19 protein-coding genes and 1 pseudogene are annotated in these 18,403 nt (G+C 54.0%); 8 read left to right on the forward strand and 12 right to left on the reverse strand.

The genetic code is table 11. From position 1 onward, the window contains the following. The first annotated feature begins 3 nt into the window (after nt 1-3). From BZL43_RS15155 to BZL43_RS15180, 6 genes are read left to right on the forward strand one after another with little or no spacing between them, the layout of a single operon-like run. The gene (locus tag BZL43_RS15155; protein ID WP_095633062.1) at nt 4-1,665 is read left to right on the forward strand and encodes a phage tail protein; all 1,662 of its coding nucleotides are present in this window, start codon (nt 4-6) and stop codon (nt 1,663-1,665) included. Nucleotides 1,666-1,673: 8 nt separating this feature from the next. Beyond that, nucleotides 1,674-2,381, forward strand: a complete 708-nt coding sequence (locus tag BZL43_RS15160) for a hypothetical protein (protein WP_095633063.1) — start codon at nt 1,674-1,676, stop codon at nt 2,379-2,381. After that, nucleotides 2,378-3,301, forward strand: a complete 924-nt coding sequence (locus BZL43_RS15165) for a hypothetical protein (protein ID WP_095633064.1) — start codon at nt 2,378-2,380, stop codon at nt 3,299-3,301. Before BZL43_RS15160 ends, BZL43_RS15165 begins: the two co-directional genes overlap by 4 nt. Then, nucleotides 3,298-3,846, forward strand: a complete 549-nt coding sequence (locus BZL43_RS15170) for a DNA-binding protein (protein ID WP_095633065.1) — start codon at nt 3,298-3,300, stop codon at nt 3,844-3,846. Before BZL43_RS15165 ends, BZL43_RS15170 begins: the two co-directional genes overlap by 4 nt. Further along, nucleotides 3,843-4,547: a hypothetical protein gene (locus BZL43_RS15175; RefSeq protein ID WP_095633066.1), complete on the forward strand. Its 705-nt coding sequence runs from the start codon at nt 3,843-3,845 to the stop codon at nt 4,545-4,547. Before BZL43_RS15170 ends, BZL43_RS15175 begins: the two co-directional genes overlap by 4 nt. Then, nucleotides 4,520-5,491 carry a hypothetical protein gene (locus BZL43_RS15180; protein ID WP_095633067.1) on the forward strand — a complete coding sequence of 324 codons (972 nt, stop codon included), beginning with the start codon at nt 4,520-4,522 and terminating at the stop codon, nt 5,489-5,491. The genes BZL43_RS15175 and BZL43_RS15180 overlap by 28 nt, the downstream gene beginning before the upstream one ends. 28 nt (nt 5,492-5,519) lie before the next feature. On the opposite strand, the gene BZL43_RS15185 is transcribed toward BZL43_RS15180, so the two are convergent. Further along, nucleotides 5,520-6,317 carry a hypothetical protein gene (locus BZL43_RS15185; protein WP_095633068.1) on the reverse strand — a complete coding sequence of 266 codons (798 nt, stop codon included), beginning with the start codon at nt 6,315-6,317 and terminating at the stop codon, nt 5,520-5,522. A 22-nt stretch (nt 6,318-6,339) separates the two neighbouring features. After that, nucleotides 6,340-7,419, reverse strand: coding sequence for a DGQHR domain-containing protein (locus BZL43_RS15190; RefSeq protein ID WP_095633069.1), 1,080 nt, complete (start codon nt 7,417-7,419; stop codon nt 6,340-6,342). Between the two features lie 992 nt (nt 7,420-8,411). Between BZL43_RS15190 and BZL43_RS15195 the strand changes: the two genes are divergently transcribed. Both BZL43_RS15195 and BZL43_RS15200 read left to right on the forward strand, forming a co-directional pair. Continuing rightward, nucleotides 8,412-9,806 carry a trypsin-like serine protease gene (locus BZL43_RS15195; RefSeq protein WP_143517861.1) on the forward strand — a complete coding sequence of 465 codons (1,395 nt, stop codon included), beginning with the start codon at nt 8,412-8,414 and terminating at the stop codon, nt 9,804-9,806. A 40-nt stretch (nt 9,807-9,846) separates the two neighbouring features. Next, complete coding sequence (locus BZL43_RS15200; RefSeq protein ID WP_143517862.1) at nt 9,847-11,079, forward strand: hypothetical protein; 1,233 nt, start codon at nt 9,847-9,849, stop codon at nt 11,077-11,079. A 247-nt stretch (nt 11,080-11,326) separates the two neighbouring features. Here BZL43_RS15200 and BZL43_RS15205 read toward each other — a convergent pair whose 3' ends face one another. From BZL43_RS15205 to BZL43_RS15250, 10 genes and pseudogenes are all read right to left on the reverse strand, one after another. Next, entirely contained in the window at nt 11,327-11,542 is a 216-nt protein-coding gene (locus BZL43_RS15205; RefSeq protein ID WP_095633072.1) for a hypothetical protein, read from the reverse strand. A 1,015-nt stretch (nt 11,543-12,557) separates the two neighbouring features. Beyond that, on the reverse strand, nt 12,558-13,016 hold the full coding sequence (locus tag BZL43_RS15210) for a hemerythrin domain-containing protein (protein WP_095633073.1): 459 nt from the start codon (nt 13,014-13,016) through the stop codon (nt 12,558-12,560). A 315-nt stretch (nt 13,017-13,331) separates the two neighbouring features. Beyond that, nucleotides 13,332-14,123, reverse strand: coding sequence for a transporter substrate-binding domain-containing protein (locus tag BZL43_RS15215; protein ID WP_095633074.1), 792 nt, complete (start codon nt 14,121-14,123; stop codon nt 13,332-13,334). Between the two features lie 141 nt (nt 14,124-14,264). Then, complete coding sequence (locus BZL43_RS15220) at nt 14,265-14,534, reverse strand: heavy-metal-associated domain-containing protein (RefSeq protein WP_095633075.1); 270 nt, start codon at nt 14,532-14,534, stop codon at nt 14,265-14,267. A gap of 132 nt (nt 14,535-14,666) precedes the next feature. After that, nucleotides 14,667-15,287 (reverse strand): annotated as a pseudogene (locus BZL43_RS15225) (heavy metal-binding domain-containing protein); the annotation flags it as partial. 3 nt (nt 15,288-15,290) lie between these two features. Beyond that, nucleotides 15,291-15,500 (reverse strand): DUF2933 domain-containing protein, encoded by a 210-nt coding sequence (locus BZL43_RS15230; protein WP_095633076.1) that lies wholly within the window; start codon nt 15,498-15,500, stop codon nt 15,291-15,293. A gap of 82 nt (nt 15,501-15,582) precedes the next feature. Next, nucleotides 15,583-15,999 carry a hypothetical protein gene (locus tag BZL43_RS15235; protein WP_095633077.1) on the reverse strand — a complete coding sequence of 139 codons (417 nt, stop codon included), beginning with the start codon at nt 15,997-15,999 and terminating at the stop codon, nt 15,583-15,585. 148 nt (nt 16,000-16,147) lie between these two features. Next, complete coding sequence (gene copD / locus BZL43_RS15240) at nt 16,148-17,068, reverse strand: copper homeostasis membrane protein CopD (RefSeq protein ID WP_095633078.1); 921 nt, start codon at nt 17,066-17,068, stop codon at nt 16,148-16,150. Between the two features lie 3 nt (nt 17,069-17,071). Beyond that, on the reverse strand, nt 17,072-17,455 hold the full coding sequence (gene copC / locus BZL43_RS15245) for a copper homeostasis periplasmic binding protein CopC (RefSeq protein ID WP_095633079.1): 384 nt from the start codon (nt 17,453-17,455) through the stop codon (nt 17,072-17,074). A 54-nt stretch (nt 17,456-17,509) separates the two neighbouring features. Next, nucleotides 17,510-18,397 carry a copper resistance protein B gene (locus BZL43_RS15250; RefSeq protein ID WP_095633080.1) on the reverse strand — a complete coding sequence of 296 codons (888 nt, stop codon included), beginning with the start codon at nt 18,395-18,397 and terminating at the stop codon, nt 17,510-17,512. Between the last annotated feature and the right edge of the window lie 6 nt (nt 18,398-18,403).

Here is an 18,403-nt window from a genome sequence, read left to right on the forward strand (position 1 = left end):
ACCGTGAGCGCCAATATCACCTTGGCCGGCGAAAGCCAGATTGCCCTGAAGCAAGGCCAGAAAAAGCCGCTGATCATCAGCAAATTCATTTTCGCCAACGTGCCCGGGCTGGACCCTGTGGCGCCGCTCGATCGCGCTGCCGGCAAACCGCCGGCTGAGCAAATCGTCCACGTCTACAGCATCCCGGCGCAAAACGCCGGCTATGTGAACCCCAACCAGGTGGTGTACAGCGCCCAGCTGGGATCGGACATTGGCGACTGGGATTTCAACTGGGTCGGCCTCGAGGACGAAGAGGGCGTGCTGTTCGCGGTGTCGTCCGTGCCGTTGCAGCAGAAGCGCAAGAACATCCCGCCGCTCCAAATCGGCAACAACGTCACCCGCAACTTCCTGGTGGCGTTCGACGGCGCCCTGGAACTGACTGGCGTCACTATCGATGCCAGCACCTGGCAGCATGACTTTACTGTGCGCCTGGCTGGGATCGATGAGCGCGCGCGCCTTACCGTACGCAACATTTATGGCCGTGCCTGTTTCATCGCTGGAGCTTTGACGTTTGAAAAGGTCGGTACCGCGTTCCAGATCCGCTCCGGCTTAGCCTTCATTGAAGGTATTCGCGTGGAGTTGACCCAGCCGCTGATCGTCACAGGTGTTATCCCCGTAGGCCGGATTTGGCTTGACGTCTGCCTGGAACGTAAGTTGAACGATCGGGTGGCCACCTGGAAAGTAGTGTACGGCGAGCAAGCCGATTACACCGACTCTGCGGGCGTTCGCCACTACTGCATCGCGCTGGCTGATTTTGAATCCTCCAGCAGTATTGTCGACCTGCGCCCGACTCAACCGATTACTGGGGCACTCATTGAGTACCTGGCGGCGCGGAATGGTGACTATGAGAATCTGCGCGCCCGGGCGACGACCAAAGAAGACGTGGACCTGGGCAATTTGCCCAATGCCAAGAGCGACGACCCGGCGACCAACAGCAGTAACATTCTGGCCACCACCGCCGCGCTGAACAAACTGCAACAACAGGTCGGCGATTCGATGACCGGGATGGTTTCCGCCTTCGCGATGAAAGTAGCGCCCACGGGCTGGTTGACCTGTAACGGCGCGGTGGTGTCCCGTACCAGCTTTGCCAGCCTCTTTGCCCGCATCGGTACGACGTTCGGCGCCGGCGACGGCGTGAATACCTTCGCCTTGCCTGATATGCGCGGCCTGGTCCCTCGGGGCTGGGACGATGGTCGCGGGCTTGACCCGAGCCGTGTGTTCGGCTCGTTCCAAGACATGATGCTGCAATCCCACGCGCACACGGCTACGGCTGCTGCCGTAGGGGACCACATTCACTCTGCCTGGACCGATGCGCAAGGTAACCATGCTCACAGCGCCTGGACTGATGCCCAAGGTGCACATGCTCACAACATACCGGGTTCTGTGCACTCAAGCGGCGGTGGCGTCTCAGTGGATGGCAACCCCATTGGAGCAACCTTTACCGTCCCGACCTCGGTGGACGGTGCGCACGCACATAACGTCGGCATCGGCGCCGCCGGTAACCATGCGCACAACGTCGGCGTAGGCGGTGGCGGTAACCACACCCACGCCCTGACGGTCGCCGCTGCCGGCGGCACGGAAACCCGTCCGAAGAACTTGGCCCTCCTTTTTTGCATCAAGTATTGAGATCGATCATGACTGACAAACTCGTCTATCAGACTGACCACCTGGGCGTTTACATCGGCGCGGTGGAGGCCTACGAATCGCCCTTGGAGCCAGGTGTGTACCTGATTCCCGGCGGCTGTGTGGAAACCCCGCCGCCGGCGATTCCTGAACACAAAGTCGCCTGGTGGAATGGCCAGGCCTGGCAGCTGGTGGAGTACTTCGGCGGCGTGGTCGTCTACAGCATCGACACCGGCGAGCCGCGAACCCTTGAAGGATTTGAATCGCTCCCGGCCGGCTACACCCTGAAAAAACCGGGACCGAACCAAATCTGGAAGGACGGCGAATGGGTCGACGATATCGACGCCGTGCTGGCCGTACTGCATGACAACAAACAGCAGGCGATCGGCGCCGCATACAGCCAGTACATCGCCGGCGGCTTCAACTCGGATGCGCTGGGAGAGCTGCACCGCTACAGCAGCGCGATTGATGACCAGGTGGATCTAAACGGCCAGGTGCTGCTGGGCATGGATGACGTTTACCCCTGCTATGACGTTGACCAGGTGAAAGCCTTTCGAGCGCATACCATCGCCCAGCTGCAGAAGGTCAGCCAGGACCTGATGCGCTTCAAACAGGCCGCCATGCAGCACGCCGACAGCCTCAGACAGGCCCTAGCCAAAGCTCTGGACGACAAGGATCTGAAGGCCATGAAAGCCATCACCTGGACGCCGCCGGCATGACCTGGGCACCGGTGACCGTGCGCTGGCCCGAACAGGCCACGCAATGGATGGGTGGCCTGTCGGCCGCCAAGGATCTGGCCGGTGGCGAGCTGGTCAGCACGGCCCAGCGCCTGGCCGGCCTCGAGGGTTTGGCCAGCACCAACCCGGGGCCGGTCGGTGACGCTGCCAAAGGCACGATCGCCGCCGGCCGTGCGGCCTTGGCCGAGCAGTTGGGCCAGGCCCCGGCGTGCCTGGTGGTGACGCCGTTTCAAAGCGGCATCGGCCAGGGACGTGGCTATCAGCGTTTTCTGTCGGCGCCCAATGTCCTGGAACACCTGGCGAAGAAACTGGAGGACGTCACCGACACCGGACGCCCGGCCGGGCCGCAATACGCACTGTCGATCCTGTTCCTGGGCACGCGCCTGGAGCAGCTGGCCAGCAGCTTGTCGCGGTTCAACGCCTTGCTGCCGATCCCCGACCTGGTGCGCACAGAGCGGAGAGCCCAGCACCTGGTGAGGCTGGAAACCGAAAAGTGGGAGATCCCTGGCGCCGGCCCATTGCCGCGCTGGCAAGCGCTGCCCCTGGAGCGCTGCACGGTGGTAAAAGCCGCCAAGCAATCCATGGCCGGCCAACTGGCGGTGCTGGAGAGCTACGCGGCCGACAGCTCGCCGCTGGGTGATCTGGCCGCTTTGGCGTCCCGCAAGGCCGCACAACAGCAGGGCCGGGATCAGCAGTTAGCAGACCTGAAAGACCTGCTGGTTGGGGGAAACCCTGACGTCAGCATGCGGGCGCGCCTGATCGGCCCCGGCAACACCAGCGAATTGCGGCGCGAGCTGCTGGCCGGCGATGCCCCGGGGCATGAATGGGTGCTGTGCGCCGGTCTGATGCTGGTTGGCTCGAAAGAAGGGCTGAGTTTTGTCCAGGAGCTGGTGGGCCTATGACGCTGCTACTCGACGGCCACAAGGTCCAGGGCAAGAACCTCAAGGTCACCGCCAATCTGCGTATCGAAAGCGGCGACATGTCCGGCCAGACCAGCAACACCGACAAGGCCCACAAAGGCTTCAAACCCAAGACGCTGACCGTCTCTTTGATGATTCCGTTTGTGGATAAGTCCCAACTGGTCGATCTGATGCGCCTGGCCGAAGCTACTGCCGGCGGTGGCCAGCTGCACCTGTACCGCGTCGTCAACGACTCGGCCGAGGCCTTCGGCGTCCGCCAGGTCGAGTTTTCCGACGGCATCAGCGCCCGCGAGGACGATTCCCTGCGTGCCTGGCTGGTCCAGTTCACGCTGAGCGAACGCGAGTCGAACCCGGAAAAGGTCGAAGGCCGACGCGCCGGCAACAAGGTCAACGCCCAAGGCGCCCCGGGCAACGCGGTCGGCGAAGGCGGTACCAGTGGAACATCAAGCGACAACCCGGCACTGAGCGGTTTTGAAAAGGTGCTGGGCCGCGTCGACAAGTGGCTGGGCGGGAGTGAACCGACATGAAGCTGCACAAGGTTCTGGCGATCAATGGCGCACCCGTCGCCTTGGTGAAAGACGACGTTCGACTGGATGCCACCAGCCCCGGCCGGGCGACGTTCACCATCCAATCCGCGGTGCCGGTGAAAGGCCTGGTGACGCTGGATATCGGCTACAACGAAGGCACGCTGCAACGGCATTTTATTGGCTACGTCGAGCGTTGCACCGCCGCCAACGCTGTCGAACAGGTGCTGTTCTGCCGCGAGCTGGCCGCTGTGCTGGCCAACCCGTTGCCGCTGAACCTGCGTCATGTCGATCTGCGCGCCGTGCTGGCCAAGATTAGCGAACAGACCGGCCTGCGCTTTCGGGTGCCCGATCGGCCCTACGCCAGTGTTAAGGCGCCGTTCTTTTACAGCCTGGCCGCTGGTTACCAGGCGATGGACAGCCTGGCTCGGGTGTTCAACATTCCCGACTTCACCTGGCACCAGCTGGGCGACGGCGAAGTGTTCGTAGGCAGCTGGGCCGACAGTTTTTTCGGCGCCCGTGCGCCGCTTCAGATCCCTACGGAGCTGTTCGACGGCTATCAGGGCAACCAAAGCGCGATGGTCGCCGCCCTTCCCGGGTTGCGGCCAGGTGCAACGATCAACTACGGCGAGCGCATCACCAGTGTGGCCCTTGCCAATGACCAGATGGCCATCCGATGGAAGACGCAATCCGCCGCGCTGTAGAGCGCCAATTCCCCGAACTCACCGGTGGTTACCACCTGCCGCGCTTTGCCCGGGTTATCGCCGTGGCCGATGCGCCGGCCGGCGCCGGGATCTGCGACGACTTCCGGCCGCGCTACGCCGTGGACATCGAAGTCCTCGGCCAGGATGGTGAACCCGATCCGCAACTGCCACAGCTCGCCGGCGTGCCGTTGCCGCTGCCCACCGGTGGCGAGGAGATGGGCATCTATGCCTTTCCGGAGGAAGGCACTCAGGTCGTGGTGTGCTTTGCCTATGGCCTGCCAAACAAGCCCTACATCCAGACGATCCTGCCCCACGGCCTGAGCATGCCCAAAGTGCCGAAGGGCGATCAGGTGTGGCAGCACAGCGAGGCCGCCCAGCAGCGCGTCGACACCGATGGCAACTGGCTGCGCCAGACCGATGGCAAGATCCAGGACAAGGCGATCGAGCGCGAAGTGGAAGCGCTGGAGAATCGTGAGCAGTACCAGAGCCATACCAGGATGGTGGACGATCATTCGACTGAGTCTGTGGGAGGGGTAAAGACGATCGAGGCGCTGGGCGCGCTCAAGCTGCTGTCGGGCGGCTCCGCGAGTCTGGCAGCCGTGGACGACCTGCATCAGGCTACTGGCCGGGATCTGAACCTGGTGGTGGGGCAGAAGCACAACGCCACAGTGGGTGGGAATATGCAGGAGCGGATTGAAGGCTTGCGCGAGAGTGTAGCGGGGATCAGTCAGCGCCTGACTGCGCCAAAAAACCATATAGGATCGGCGTCCGTGAACATATTCCAGGTGTTGTGCGACACGCTGGATCTGATTGAGCAGATGGCCGGACAGATCGCGAACCATGTTCACGGATCCAGTCCAGCTCCAACGACAGCGGCAACCTTCGTCGCGGACTCAGCCAAAGCTGCACTCTATTCGTCACAGCTTAAGGATATTACACTTTAAAAAGGCCAAAATTAGCTGGCCATTCCGTTCAGTATTTTCTGAAAAGAGAAAGGAAGCGGTTACTTCCTTCAAGTCCGGTTCCAGACAAGAGCCGGATCAAGCTTTGACATTGCTCATCACTTAGTAAGCTTTTAACTCCATATCTGGACTCGAACTCATCTTTAACTTTTTGTATCAAATACAGTGGGGTTGCGATGCAGCAATGTTGTTCCAAAAATAGGTAGGATCCGGTGTCGTCACTCAAATAGACATTTATCCAGTTGAGAATTCCTCCTTCGTCTTTGATTGAGGGTTCAAAGAAGTCAAATTCGGGCTCTGAAAATGTTGCGTGCCGATAGTTAACTGCTTCTCGAGCATCCATCATCCAATCAAAAATTGATTCTCCAGCAACAGTGTTGCTTAGGAGGAGTTCTCCATTGCTCATCTCTTTTTCAAATATATAAATCGTTGTTTTGTGGTCGCCTTTCGTTGTTTCGCCTTTGTGTTTTTGCCCCGTTCGCTTGACTGGGATAGAGCCTGCCTCATTCTTTAATGTGTAGATTCCGTTGCACTTTACAATTCCGTAACCCCGAGCGGCGAAAAGCGCTCTAAGTAAATAGAATACTGAATAGTAAAGCTTGATGATTGCCCACGATTGATATCCCTTAGATGCTGCAGTTAGCGCGTCGACGAATGTGTGGGCGCCCTTATAGAATACGTCTGCTCCGTCTTCAATCAGCGCGTTTCTCATGGCATTCTGCATGTCCTCGGTTAGAACATGCTTTTCAAATGCTGATTTATAGTCGGAAAGTTTTTCCGGATTGCTACAGCCAATCCAACTCTCCATTAACTCCTGTAGCTTAAATCTTTTAGAATTTGTATTCGTCATGGCTGGGTAATGAGTTCAATAGGTTACTTTCGAGAAGATCTTTAATGACCTTGCGAGCGGTTTTACCGTCTTTCCCTTTCAGGTCGTCCCACGTCACTAGTCCTTCTCGATCAAGCCCAATAAAACTTTTCATTGTAGGAATTGAAAAGGAGCCTTTTTCCGCGCATCTTTTAATCAGTGACTCAATAAAGAAATCCATTGCGCCATTAAAGCCAGCTGCTTTTAAAAATGGGTTCTTGGACGTTGAGCCCCACGCTTTGGCTTCAGAATAATAATCTCGAATTGCTTGAAAGTAGTTTGAGATTGAGGCTTTCTGTTTGTCGAAATCTCGTAACCTGTATATGTAAAACGTTCCTGTTTTTGGATGCAGATGGTCTTTCAGTGCTGAAACGAAAGTTGAAAGCTCTATGTTGCCTTGCCCACGAGCCGCACCAGGGAATTTAATTAAATTATATAACGGTGAGGATGGGTCTTCATTAAGATCCCGTGCTAGGTCGGTAGATCTATTTACGCCATGTTCGGCATCGTCTATCACTTCTCCAAACAGATCAAAAACAAGGCTTTTGGGAACAGGTTTCTGTTCCGTGTTAATGTTTAAGAAAATTTGAGCTGCCTCGGGAGTTGATAGTCCCACGCACATTGTTACGAGAAGTTCCTGTTCTCCGATTTCTTCATTGATTTCGATAGCCGCCTCCAGCCCAGCAATGCGGTGCTGGCCATCAATGACCTGAGCCGCATGCGGAACAATTGGGACGGTTATCGCTCCATCTTTGAACTTAGGGGTGAAGTTTTTGTCAGTCCAATTTATTATGAATGAGTTAAAAAATGTGTTTCCATCAAGTACGTACGAACGAATTCCATTAATTCGACGAACGCTCAATGGGCGCTGTACGGCCCCCGCTTCAATATCTTGTCCGCGTACAGCTACGTAATGAAGTGCGATGATATCCTTGGCTTTTACTGCAAATGTGTAAGCGGGTATGTTTCCGAACTTTGTGCTCAAACAAGCTGCGTTGTGTACGGGATGGTCCAGTTTTTTTCTGATAATTTTCTTTGCCATAATATTTCGTCCCTGCTTTGTTAATTGCTTGCGAGCTAGGTACACGCTCCGCACGTTAAAGATCGGCCAAATGTAGCATTGAAATTGCAAAGGACATATCTAAACGAGAGCGTTTTTTTTGAAGGTGGCAAGTGACGTGCGATTCCAGGTGAACCAATTATCATTCGCATATCATGGTCTAGGATTCCTTCTCCGCGAGGCAGGTCGTCGTGTGCTGCTCACCATTACCACCGCTTTGTCACCATTTCTGTGATAACTGAAACGAAGCGTTCGCTAAGTTAACGCGCCCATCTGGCAGATCGTGACTACTCCTTCAGCTCGCTCAACGCAGCTCATGCCCGCACCGACCAGATCAAAATGACGCCCTCATGTCGTTGCTTGTTTGGTATCCACCTCCTCGCGAGAGTGAACGTCAACAAAAAGCATTTCACGAAGAAAAAATCTGTCAAAAAAACACTTATCCCCCTCCCGCCGACGGGCTTTGTGTCCTTTTTTTGTGCAAAGCCGGGCGGTGGTGAAACCATGCCCCCGCCTAGGCCTTCTGCGGGGTCTGTCAGACATTGTGCAATTTCACGGAGTGCAAGGTTTTGCAAAGAAGTGCAGCGGCTTTGCGCAGTGCCCAAAGCAGGCTAGGTCGGTGGCCGATCTCTAAAGGGCCCGGTTTGCAAGGGAGCGTCGTTGGAAAAAAGCGTCTTATCGAGTTTTTGATTTCTCAATAACTCGCACCAAGGGAGCTTTTGACGTGTTCAGGAAGGGTGCCAACTTGCCTGAAAGCCCCAGCGCTACTGGCTTTCAGGCCGTTTAGCGCATTTCACAGGTGACCAGCGGCAATATGGCTAATTTGGACGACCGCAATCGACCCCAAAGTGGACGGTTGGAGCGGCAATGAATCCCAGTCTTGATGCAATGCACCAACACGAAATTTGTCTACTATAGTCTTCACTGTAGCCAGTAGGAGTTAGCAAAACACAAGCCAATTGGGAGTCGAGGAATTGAAACTTTCAAGAGCGAAAATCAAAATAATTACTACTGGCGTAGCATTCTTGGCATCATTCCCTGCTCCAGCAGCTAAATTCTACTGCGACAACAAAAATACTATTGCTACCGCTGATGAAACGACATTAATCGGACAGGTTATTAAGTCAAAGAAAACAGTCGAACTGCAAATATTGATGATTGACTCCGAAAAGCCAACACTAATCAGCACGATCCAGTCCGCCAACACTGTTACCCTTGGAGGAGCAAAATTTAATATCCCGGTCTTTGCGCAGAGTCATAAGAATTCATCGGCAGCAATATCTATGAACGCACAGTTTATAGTTGACCAAAGCATTTCTGATATTGCGAAAGCCTCATATATAAATCAATCAACAAAATACTTCCCTTACAAAACTATTCCAGATGAAAAATTAAAAACAGAAATAGAAAAGCTAATAAAAGATGAAAAAAAGTCTGGCGAACTTGCTGACCTTTTTAACTCTACAGGAAAAAAATGCACGAAACAAATCACGGATCAATATCAACTGGAATTCAATGCTCTTGATGGCCCTGACTTTTTTCAATTCACCAGAGACCTTATAAACAACGAACAGCTATTTAAAGAATCTCACCCCGGCGTCGTTATAGACAAATACAAAAGCTTCATAAAGACAACCAAAAAGCTTCTAGATAACTGTTACCTACCAGCAGAGCTATCAGAATTCGGTAAGAAGCACAACTTACTAAATTCAATAGGGTCTATATACAATGAGAACATGCCAATTTGTACTGGTTTAATATTTAAAAAAAATAATCACGTACTAACTGCTCGTCATTGCTTTGAATTTCTCAAAAATATAGAGCTTCAGAAAAACCTTAGAAACAATTTATGGTTCAAAAAAGCAAGTGAAGACAATGAATATCAAGTCTGTGCAATTTTAGAAAGAGACGCTCTTGACAAAAGAAAATTTGACAAAGCCATTGACGACCAAGTTGTCATAAGGATTGCCGCTCCAAGCACTAATGCACCACCAATTGAAATAGTATCTCGCAACTCGATTAAAATACCCTCCGCTGATACAAGTCCGGCTAACAAACCGACAAGCCTGCTACAAATTTCTCTATTTCCATTCGCAAAACTAATTCGCCCTGAAACCTTTAAGTCTGGATTTGTGCAAAGCACGAACCCAGCATGCATTGCGCTGAGCAAAGAAGAGGGCTGTTTTGGGCATACTTGCAGTGCAATACGCGGCGGGAGTGGAGCATCGATATTCCTTGCCGAGTCGAATAATATCTCCCTGGTAGGAACCCATATTGGAGCAGACTCAAAGGCACTGCCCGACTGCAAAGCACCACAGCAGCGGCAAATTAATAGCGCAACGTACATTGAGAGCGCGCTTAAGAAATAAACAATAACGAACAACAAAAAGCAACCCAAGGAGCATTGTTATGAAAGCCATCGTTCAAGTGATTATTATTTCCCTCTCGTTGTACGGTTGCAGCTCTTCGCAAAAATTAAATTCTAATCAACCCCCAGCGAGTAACGCACCGCCACAGCTTAGGATCGCCTTTGCTCCAGAATGTCCAACTAGATCTGCAGGTACACAGGAAAGCTTTTTGGGCCCCTTGGCGGTGGCTATAGCGGCTAGTATCGGGCAAAAGGCTGCGGAAGGCGCGATCGACGCCCTTTCAAATTATTTGACGAGTGATAAAGGATACACACTGGAAGACTCTGCACGGATGAACGGTTTCGCAAAATGGAAGAAAGACGGAAGCGTGCAGTTAAATGATAAAGAGCAATGCATGATAGTTGTAGTTGGTCAGTCGTTTTCCACGCCAGATATGTCATCAGAAGACATCGGTAAAGCGCTGGAAAGTTATAAAGCCCCTTTCACTGACTATAATAGTATAGCCGTACAGGACGCCACAGGCCTAATAAGCACACCAATGCTCTACCTCGAAGCAAGACTGATCGCCAATGGTTCAGACAAAATACCGAGAACCCATTACGCATTCGTACCTGTCCAGTGGTACTACCCTAAATTTATTGGAAGCAGCAGCTGGCGATTTAATGAAAATCGAGACATTTTACTTAAGATTGAATTCTCTAAGCCTGGAAGCAACGAATTAATTGGCGCATTGGAAATCAAACAAAACGATATAGCACCTGGCTCATTAACAAACGATCTTATCGTAAACGACAAGCAGCCTTGGAACCCATTGCCTAGCGATCTAGATAATGCACCTGAAGGAGTTAAGCTTGATGGCGAAGAAGTGACTTATCCAGTCAATGTCAAAGCGATTTTTGTAGAAACCTCAAAGCCAAGAACGATAGTAAAATATATTGGTGAAGCAGTAGCAGCACAGAAAGCAGGGTTTTCTACAGGCGTCGGAACTGAAATTAAAGAAAGCCTTGATCAAGGAGCGAGGCTATCCAGCAGAAGCACCGCCCTAGATACTGCCTCTAATAGATATAACGATTATATTACCTCATATAGTACTGCTTCTGGAGCCGTTGAAAAGTACCAACAGGCTACTGGAAAGGCCAAGATACAAGCGCAAAATGAAGCACAGTTAGCTAAGAAAAAATTAGCTATCAGCCGGACTTTAGCAAAAGCCGCATTCAAGGACGCCGGCATCAGCAATTTTGAAGAGATGCCTAGCCTCGAAAGTACTGAGTAGTGCTTACCGAACAACAGAGCCCACTTCGAGCAAGAAGGGCTCTGTTGTCAGCCTAAGCACTTTAACCCCTCGGGTTTCTAGGGGTATTTAGCAGACTAACAAAGTCGAAAAGGCACCGGAAAGTGGCTTATTGACCATTTTTCGTTGAAGAATCCAAATCGGTGCTGACTACCCGTAGCAGCCACTTCAAGTCTTGAACTGACTCCCCAATTGACAGCAATAGGCCATTAGCTGCCTAGGTCACCAGCTAGTCCTTTTCCATCGTTCTCAGGCGCGCTAAACCCTGCTTAATAAAACCAGCGTTATCGCCAATTCGATCCAGGGCAGTCCGAGCGTTGTCACCGGCGACAGCGAAGCCTTGCTGTTCTGCCACGAGCGTCAGTTCCATGATCGCTGCTTCCAGGGCTTGCTGGTTTTCGTAGATTCTTTTAAGGACCACAGATAGGGAATATTCGCTGGCCATGACTTCGACTCCATTTGGAAAGTGGGTAGCATAGCAGCGTATCCAGAAGGGCAATTTCAGGTCGAGGGCGGGGAAAGGGTAATTTTGGTAAGGCGATGCGGCGAAGGGGCTGTAGCCCTTATAAACCGTAGCTTTGGCGTATTACCTCAAAGGGTAATATTTGGTAAGGCTGAAGGTAATATTTTGCCAAGTCACTGATTTTAAAGGGTTTGGTAAAGCAGGGGGATTACTAGGGCCAAAGGTAATTTTCTAACCTATTCCTTACCCTATTATTACCTTTGTAGAATTTACTTAAGTCATTGAATTTATTGAGTTATTTTGCCGTATAAAAAGAAAATTACCAAAATTACCTTTTTCCCATGGGTCAACCTAAAACCGGGGGGTATTGCAGGGAGAAAGGGGAGCTTGGCCGGCGCTTCCACACAATTCGCGTAGCTGTCACCAGTCTCGCCTGACGCTACCTCGATACTGCTGGAGGCCTTAAAAATAGTGGGGGCGGGTGAAGGGAATCGAACCCTCGTTATCAGCTTGGAAAGCTTCCGACAAAGCGTGAAAGCACGGCAGCGATAGTGCTCGTGATTGGAGCTGAAAACGGTTGCTTAAATTTTGCTACAACGGGCGGAAGGAAGAAGTAGGCAGGATGGGAGCAAGTGTTGGTGGTACGGAAGTGGTACGGGCGGTTGGGAACAGGTCTATGGGCCTTTGTTTACAAGGGTGGGGCGATTAGTAAGTCCGATCCATCATCGGAGCGACAGAGAAGCGGCGGGAAAGCGGAGCGGGTGTAGCGGTGATTAGGGGCATTGGCGTTTCTGAAATGGATGAGGCTGAGAGGTGGGGGGAGTTTATCAGGATTGGGCTTGCGCAGATCAGGCGAGTCTAGCGGACGTGGTTGAGCAAGTGGACACACGAGCCAGAGGGTTGAGCGATGTGGCACGAGTAAAAAATATGCCCCAATGAAAATGTTTGGTGCGCCATATGCTGCCTGGCGAGGTCAAGAATTAAATAGCATCTCCATTTAATGCCATTGACGCTTGATTTCCTGCCACTGGTTGTCTGACAGCCATTTATCCGCCGCCGGAAAGAAAATATTTTCCTCAGCGTCCATATGGTCATAGTATTTTTTGATGAAGTCGTCGATGGTATCAGCAATTACCCTCGTTTCCTGAGTTGTGTTTTCCAACATCCGCAGCTGTTCGGCGATGCGCCCAAATGCCTGATGATCTCGCTCGATATCCTTGACCCGTGAGTGGATAGGGGCCTGAGTCGCTAGCAAGGCCAGCCGGATTTGTTCTTCATTCTCATGGTGGTGTCGCTCTGCATCACCGTGCAAGGTCTCAAGCATTTTGAACAACTGCTTGCGCTCATCAGCCCCTTGGGGTTCATGTTTCATTTTTCTCAGCAATTCTTTGATCTGAGTAATTTTCGTAGCCACTTCATGATGATAGGCCTGAAGTTCTTTCAATAAGACGTTCATATCAATCCTCGTCGCGACCAACCATCATGGAAAATTTTTAACCCGTAATCAAAAGGGGGCTACACCTTAAATTTCAATACTTTGCGAAACGCATCTGCTGATTTTTAGTATAGGCGAGCACAACGCGCTCACTTCGGGATACTTGCTTCCCTTGGAAGAAATTGAAATATCAAATGTATAGATATGCACGATTCTGACGGATCTCCTTCAACAAGACGTTGGCCCGTGCTCAGGCGATGACGCAACGGTGCAAATGCTTTGCGCCGTTGCGTGAGATTTAACCTTTGGGTGCATGGCGAATTCTGTTTGTGCGGTCTATTTAGCCTCTGGCACCGCGATCCATTGCCCCAGGATTTTCTGGTAATTGCCTGTCACCTTGGCCAGATGCAGCCACTGATCGACATACAGCTTCCAGCTCATATCATCGCGCGGCAACAGATAAGCCTTCTCGCCATACTGCATAAATTGCGTCGGGTTGACGGCACACAGGCCCGGCTTGAGTTTCTGTTGGTAGAGCGCTTCCGAGGCATCGGTGATCATCACGTCAGCCTTCTTGTCCAGCAGTTCCTGGAAGATGGTCACGTTGTCGTGAAGCCGCAATTGCGCCTTGGGCACAAAGGCATGCACGAAGGCTTCGTTGGTGCCACCGGCCGGTTCGACCAGACGAACCGAGGGCTGATTGATTTGTTCGATGCTTTGGTATTTCGCCTGATCTTCGCAGCGCACCAGCGGGATTTTGCCGTCGACATCCAGCGTGGTGCTGAAGAAGGCTTTCTTCTGGCGTTCCAGCGTGACGGAGATGCCACCGACGCCGATGTCGCATTTGCCCGCGAGCATGTCAGGCATCAGGGTTTTCCAGGTGGTCTGAACCCATTCAACGTTGACGCCCAGGCTGTCGGCCAGTGAACGGGCCATGGCGATGTCGATACCCGAGTATTCGCCGTCCTCACCTTTGAAAGTGTAGGGTTTGTAGTCGCCTGTCGTACAAACCCGCAATTGGCCTTTTTGCAGGACGGTGTCCAGATGTGAAGGGTTTTCCTGTGCCTGAGCGCCGTTGGCTAGCGCGAGCAGGCCGCAGAACATCATTGTGCTTTTTATGGTTTTCATGGGTATCGGGCTTTTGTGATGGAGTTGGGCAAGGCAGGATCAGTGTAGTGAAACCGCTTCTTGACTGTCATCCATCACAATGGAGAGGCCGCAGCGGCCACCGCTGGGGGACGATGCTGCGACATCCACCGTTGGCCCGGCTCAGTGACAGCAACAACTGGAGCCCCCACAGCCGGACGTTTTCCTGACACGTTCATCACGGTCTTCTGCCAGCAAGCTGGCCGGATAACCAGCTCCCTTCAGCGCTGAGATCAGGGTGTTGCTTTCTACATCTCCCGTCACCTTGACCCGGCCATGGGGCAGATCCACGGTCACTTCGCCAACTCCCGCCAACGGTTGCAGCGCCGCGTTGACGTGTTTGACGCAGCTGCTGCAACTCATGCCTTCGACCTGCAGTTCAATACTGTTCATGGATGTAACCTCTTTGGTGGAGGCGCTCATCAGCGCTTGAAGTCATCGTTGACCTTGTCACGATGGCAAGGTCAAGTGCTTGTTTCATGCTCGGTCAATCGGGATGTGACGCAGGCGCAAGGCGTTAAACACCACTGAGGCAGAGCTCAAGCTCATGGCCAGTGCAGCCACCAACGGGGACAGCAGGTGCCCGGTCAACGGGTAGAACAATCCGACGGCAAGGGGGGAATACACATCAACCCGGCCATCCATCATGAAGGTGGCTGAAAACAGGCCGGGTGCCAGCGTGGCGACAAGGCTGTAGAGGAAGGCTGCGGCGGTACCGAGGCCGATCAGTGTCCACATGTTGGGGCTGAGCTGAATAATCGAACGCATGCCGCGTACATAAAACGGCCAGCCGGCCCAGAGTACGACAGGCGCGGCGAGCGCCAACTCGATCCCGTTCTGTGTAGCACCGTGAGACAGGTTCAAGGCATGACCACCCATGGCCAGCGCGGTGACGGCCAGGGTCAGCGGCAAGGTCCACCAGAAGCGCCGGGAAAAGTCTTCAAGCTCGGGATTGCTTGCATCCTCCAGTTCGGGCAATACCGGTTCCAGGGTCATGCCGCACTTGGGGCATGTACCCGGGCCGCGCTGGCGGATTTCCGGGTGCATGGGGCAGGTGTACTCTTTCTCGGTCGCCGCCGACTCCCATGCCTGCTGCGTCTGGACAGGTGACTTGAGGCCATCCAGATGCCCGTCATGGCGATGCATGGGTCAACGCCTGCCACCATGGTGGTGATGGCCAAACACGTGCATCAACGGGCACAGCAATAGAATCAGGTAGGGGAAAATCGTAGAGACATGGCCGTAATGCTCGCGGGCCAGGTAAAACAGACCGATCACTAGCAGCATGCCCAGCACGATGCCGGATTTGCTGCGCCAGAAGGAGGGGACCGGAGGCGTCGAGGGAGGTGAGTGGTTCATGTGGCGAACTCCATTGCGACGAACGTATCCCGGAGTCTCATCTGCCAGACAGGCCAGAGTGAGCCTTCGCGACGAGTGAAGTTTATTGGCCCATCGGCATCTTCATCATGCTGGATTGTTGATCCATCATTTTCATCATCATGTCCATCATCGCTGTGCCGTGGCCCTCCTTGCTGCCAGACATGCCTTTGCCCATTCCCATCCCCATGCCTGGGCACTGGTCATGCATCATGCCCATGCTGTTTTTCATCGTGGACATGGCTTCCTGCATCGCCGCCTGGCGTTCGGCCGGGGTTTTGGCGGCGAGCATTTTGTCGTGAGCAGCCTGCATTTTCTGCATCTGTTCGTTCATGGCCTTGTCTTGCATGGGCGTGGCTGGGGTGGTGGTATTTGCCATCGGTGCTGCTGGCGGCTGATCGGGGTGATGTTCGTCGACCGCCAGGGCCATCAGCGGGCTGCAGACAATCAGAGCGGCGAGCGATTTAATGTAGGCGTGCATGGCAATCTCCAGAAAGTAAGCTGATTAGCAGCCGCCAGATGGCCGCGGATCAGAACATGTTCGTATTTCCCATCGAGGGCATGAGCCTGAAACTACGCCATGGCTGCAGCGTGTTATTGATCCATATCAAACGATTCCGTCAGGTTTATTACGCTGCCATTTCCGGGCTCAACGTTCCGAGCCAGGCCACCAAGCCCACGATCACCACCGCCGCCACCCATTCCACCAGCACGCTTCGCCGCAACGCATTCGCCGCCACCTGATACCGCCCGTTCCCTAATGACTGCTCCAGAAACGGTCCCAGGTGAAAACGGTTCAGCGCAGCAAGTACGAGCATCCCGGCAAACAGCACCACTTTGATGAACAGCAACACCCCGTAAGTACTGAGAAACACCTCATCCAGTTTCGGGCCAACAATAAACAAGTAATTCCCAATTCCGGTCACCGTGATGACCACCACGATGACCGCACCCATCACCTCGAATCGATTAACGGCGCGGGCCAACAACCTGATGCGGGCTTCAGTGCGCAGGGCGTTGATTCTTGCCATCAGCGCAAACGCCATCAAGGCGCCAAGCCAGGCCCCTGCCGTCAGCAGGTGCAAAATGTCCACCGTGAAATGCCAGATACGACGGCTGCCTTCATCCATTGCGCCATGCCCGTTCCAGGCCACGCTGGAAAGGGCAACACCGCCGGCAAAAGTTGCGACCCATAAACCGAAACCAGGCGCACGGAGCATCACTGCTAAGCCCGCGACGACCAGCGCAACAATGCGAACCACCCACGCCATACCGACGTTCGTCTCCAACAGCATCATCTCGATGTGCGGACGCAGCTCGGCGAAGTCCGATACCCCGCTCATGGCACTTGCCATCATCACCATGCTCGCGACGGACAACATCACCCCCAGCATCGCCGTCCCCGCCAACATCGGCCGAAACGGCAACACCGCTCCCGTCAGCCGTTCCCCTCCTTTAAGGCTGTACAGCCCGAAGAGCGGCACCCCAAACAACAGCATCAAATCCACATACAACGCAAAGCGCAGGGCAATGCTGATTGAATCGCTCATCCATCACTTCACTTTGAACGTAACGTTGCCGGTGATCGGGTGAGTGTCCGAAGACACGGCGCGCCATTCGACTTTGTAGCTGCCCGTGGGCAGTGGCGAGAGCGGGGTGATGACCATGGTTTTCGGGTCGCTGCCGCCGGAGACTTTAGCCTTCATGGGCATGGGCGAATGGGCCATGCCAGGCATTTCGGTCATGACCAGTTTGGCGCCAGAGAACTGGGTCACAAGGTTTTCCGAGAAGTGCAGTTCGATCTTGCTCGGCGCCGCGCCTTCCGCGCCTTCGGCCGGGGTAGAGGAGAGCAGTTTGGGGTGGGCTTGAGCCAGTGCGCTCATGAGTAGCCCGGTTGAAAGTGCGATGGCAACAGCGGTGGTTTTGATTGTGCGCATGCAAGGCCTCTTACCGCTTTAAGCGGTTGGTTTTTAGTTTTCGAGTTAATACATCTAGAACCACAGCCGAACGCCGACGACAAGGCGGGCTTCGCTGCGGTCCTCGCCTTCGTCCTTGGCGTAATCGGCGGTTTTGCCGTAGGTGCGGTTCCAGGTCACGCCAATGTAGGGCGCGAATTCCCGGCGAATTTCATAGCGCAATCGCAGGCCGGCTTCGGTGTTGGACAGCCCGGAACCGATGCCCCGTTGCGGGTCGTTTTTGCCGTAGACATTAAGCTCGGCGGTCGGCTGCAAAATCAGCCGGTTGGTGAGCAGGATGTCGTAGTCGCCCTCCAGCCGTGCAGCGGTCTGACCACCTTCGCCGATGAAGGCCGTGGCCTCGGCTTCAAAGTTGTACAGCGCCATGCCTTGTACACCGAACGCAGCCCAGGTTTGCGGATCGCCGGGTTTGAAATCCTGGCGCACGCCGGCCACCACGTCCCACCACGGGCTGATCGCGTGGCCCCAAAGGGCCTGAACTTCGGCGTCTTCGGTCTTGCCATTGACGCGTTCGCCTTCGGAGCGCAGCCACAGGCGATCGATGTCGCCGCCGACCCAGCCGGACAGATCCCAAGCCAACGCGCTGCCCTCGTCGGCGTCCTGCCATTCGAGTTTGTCGGCGAGCAAGTAATAGTTGAGTGCGGAGTCATGCACGGCATGGCCAGCGGGGCTGACGTAGACGGCAGCGCGGTCGGCATCGGTCAGTACCGGGATCGGCGTGCGACTTTGGGTCGGCGCGGCGGGCTGCATCTGGCCGTCCATGCTTTGCATTTGGCTGTGATCCATGCCCGGCATCTGGCTATGGTCCATGCCCTGCATATTGTCGGTAGCGGCCATGGCCGAAGAAGCCGTGAAGCCAGCGAGTGCCAATGCGAGGCGGGTAGAGCGAATCAGTCTGGTCATGGGTAG

The sequence above is a fragment of the Pseudomonas sp. PICF141 genome (genome assembly GCF_002286815.1).
GTDB lineage: Bacteria > Pseudomonadota > Gammaproteobacteria > Pseudomonadales > Pseudomonadaceae > Aquipseudomonas.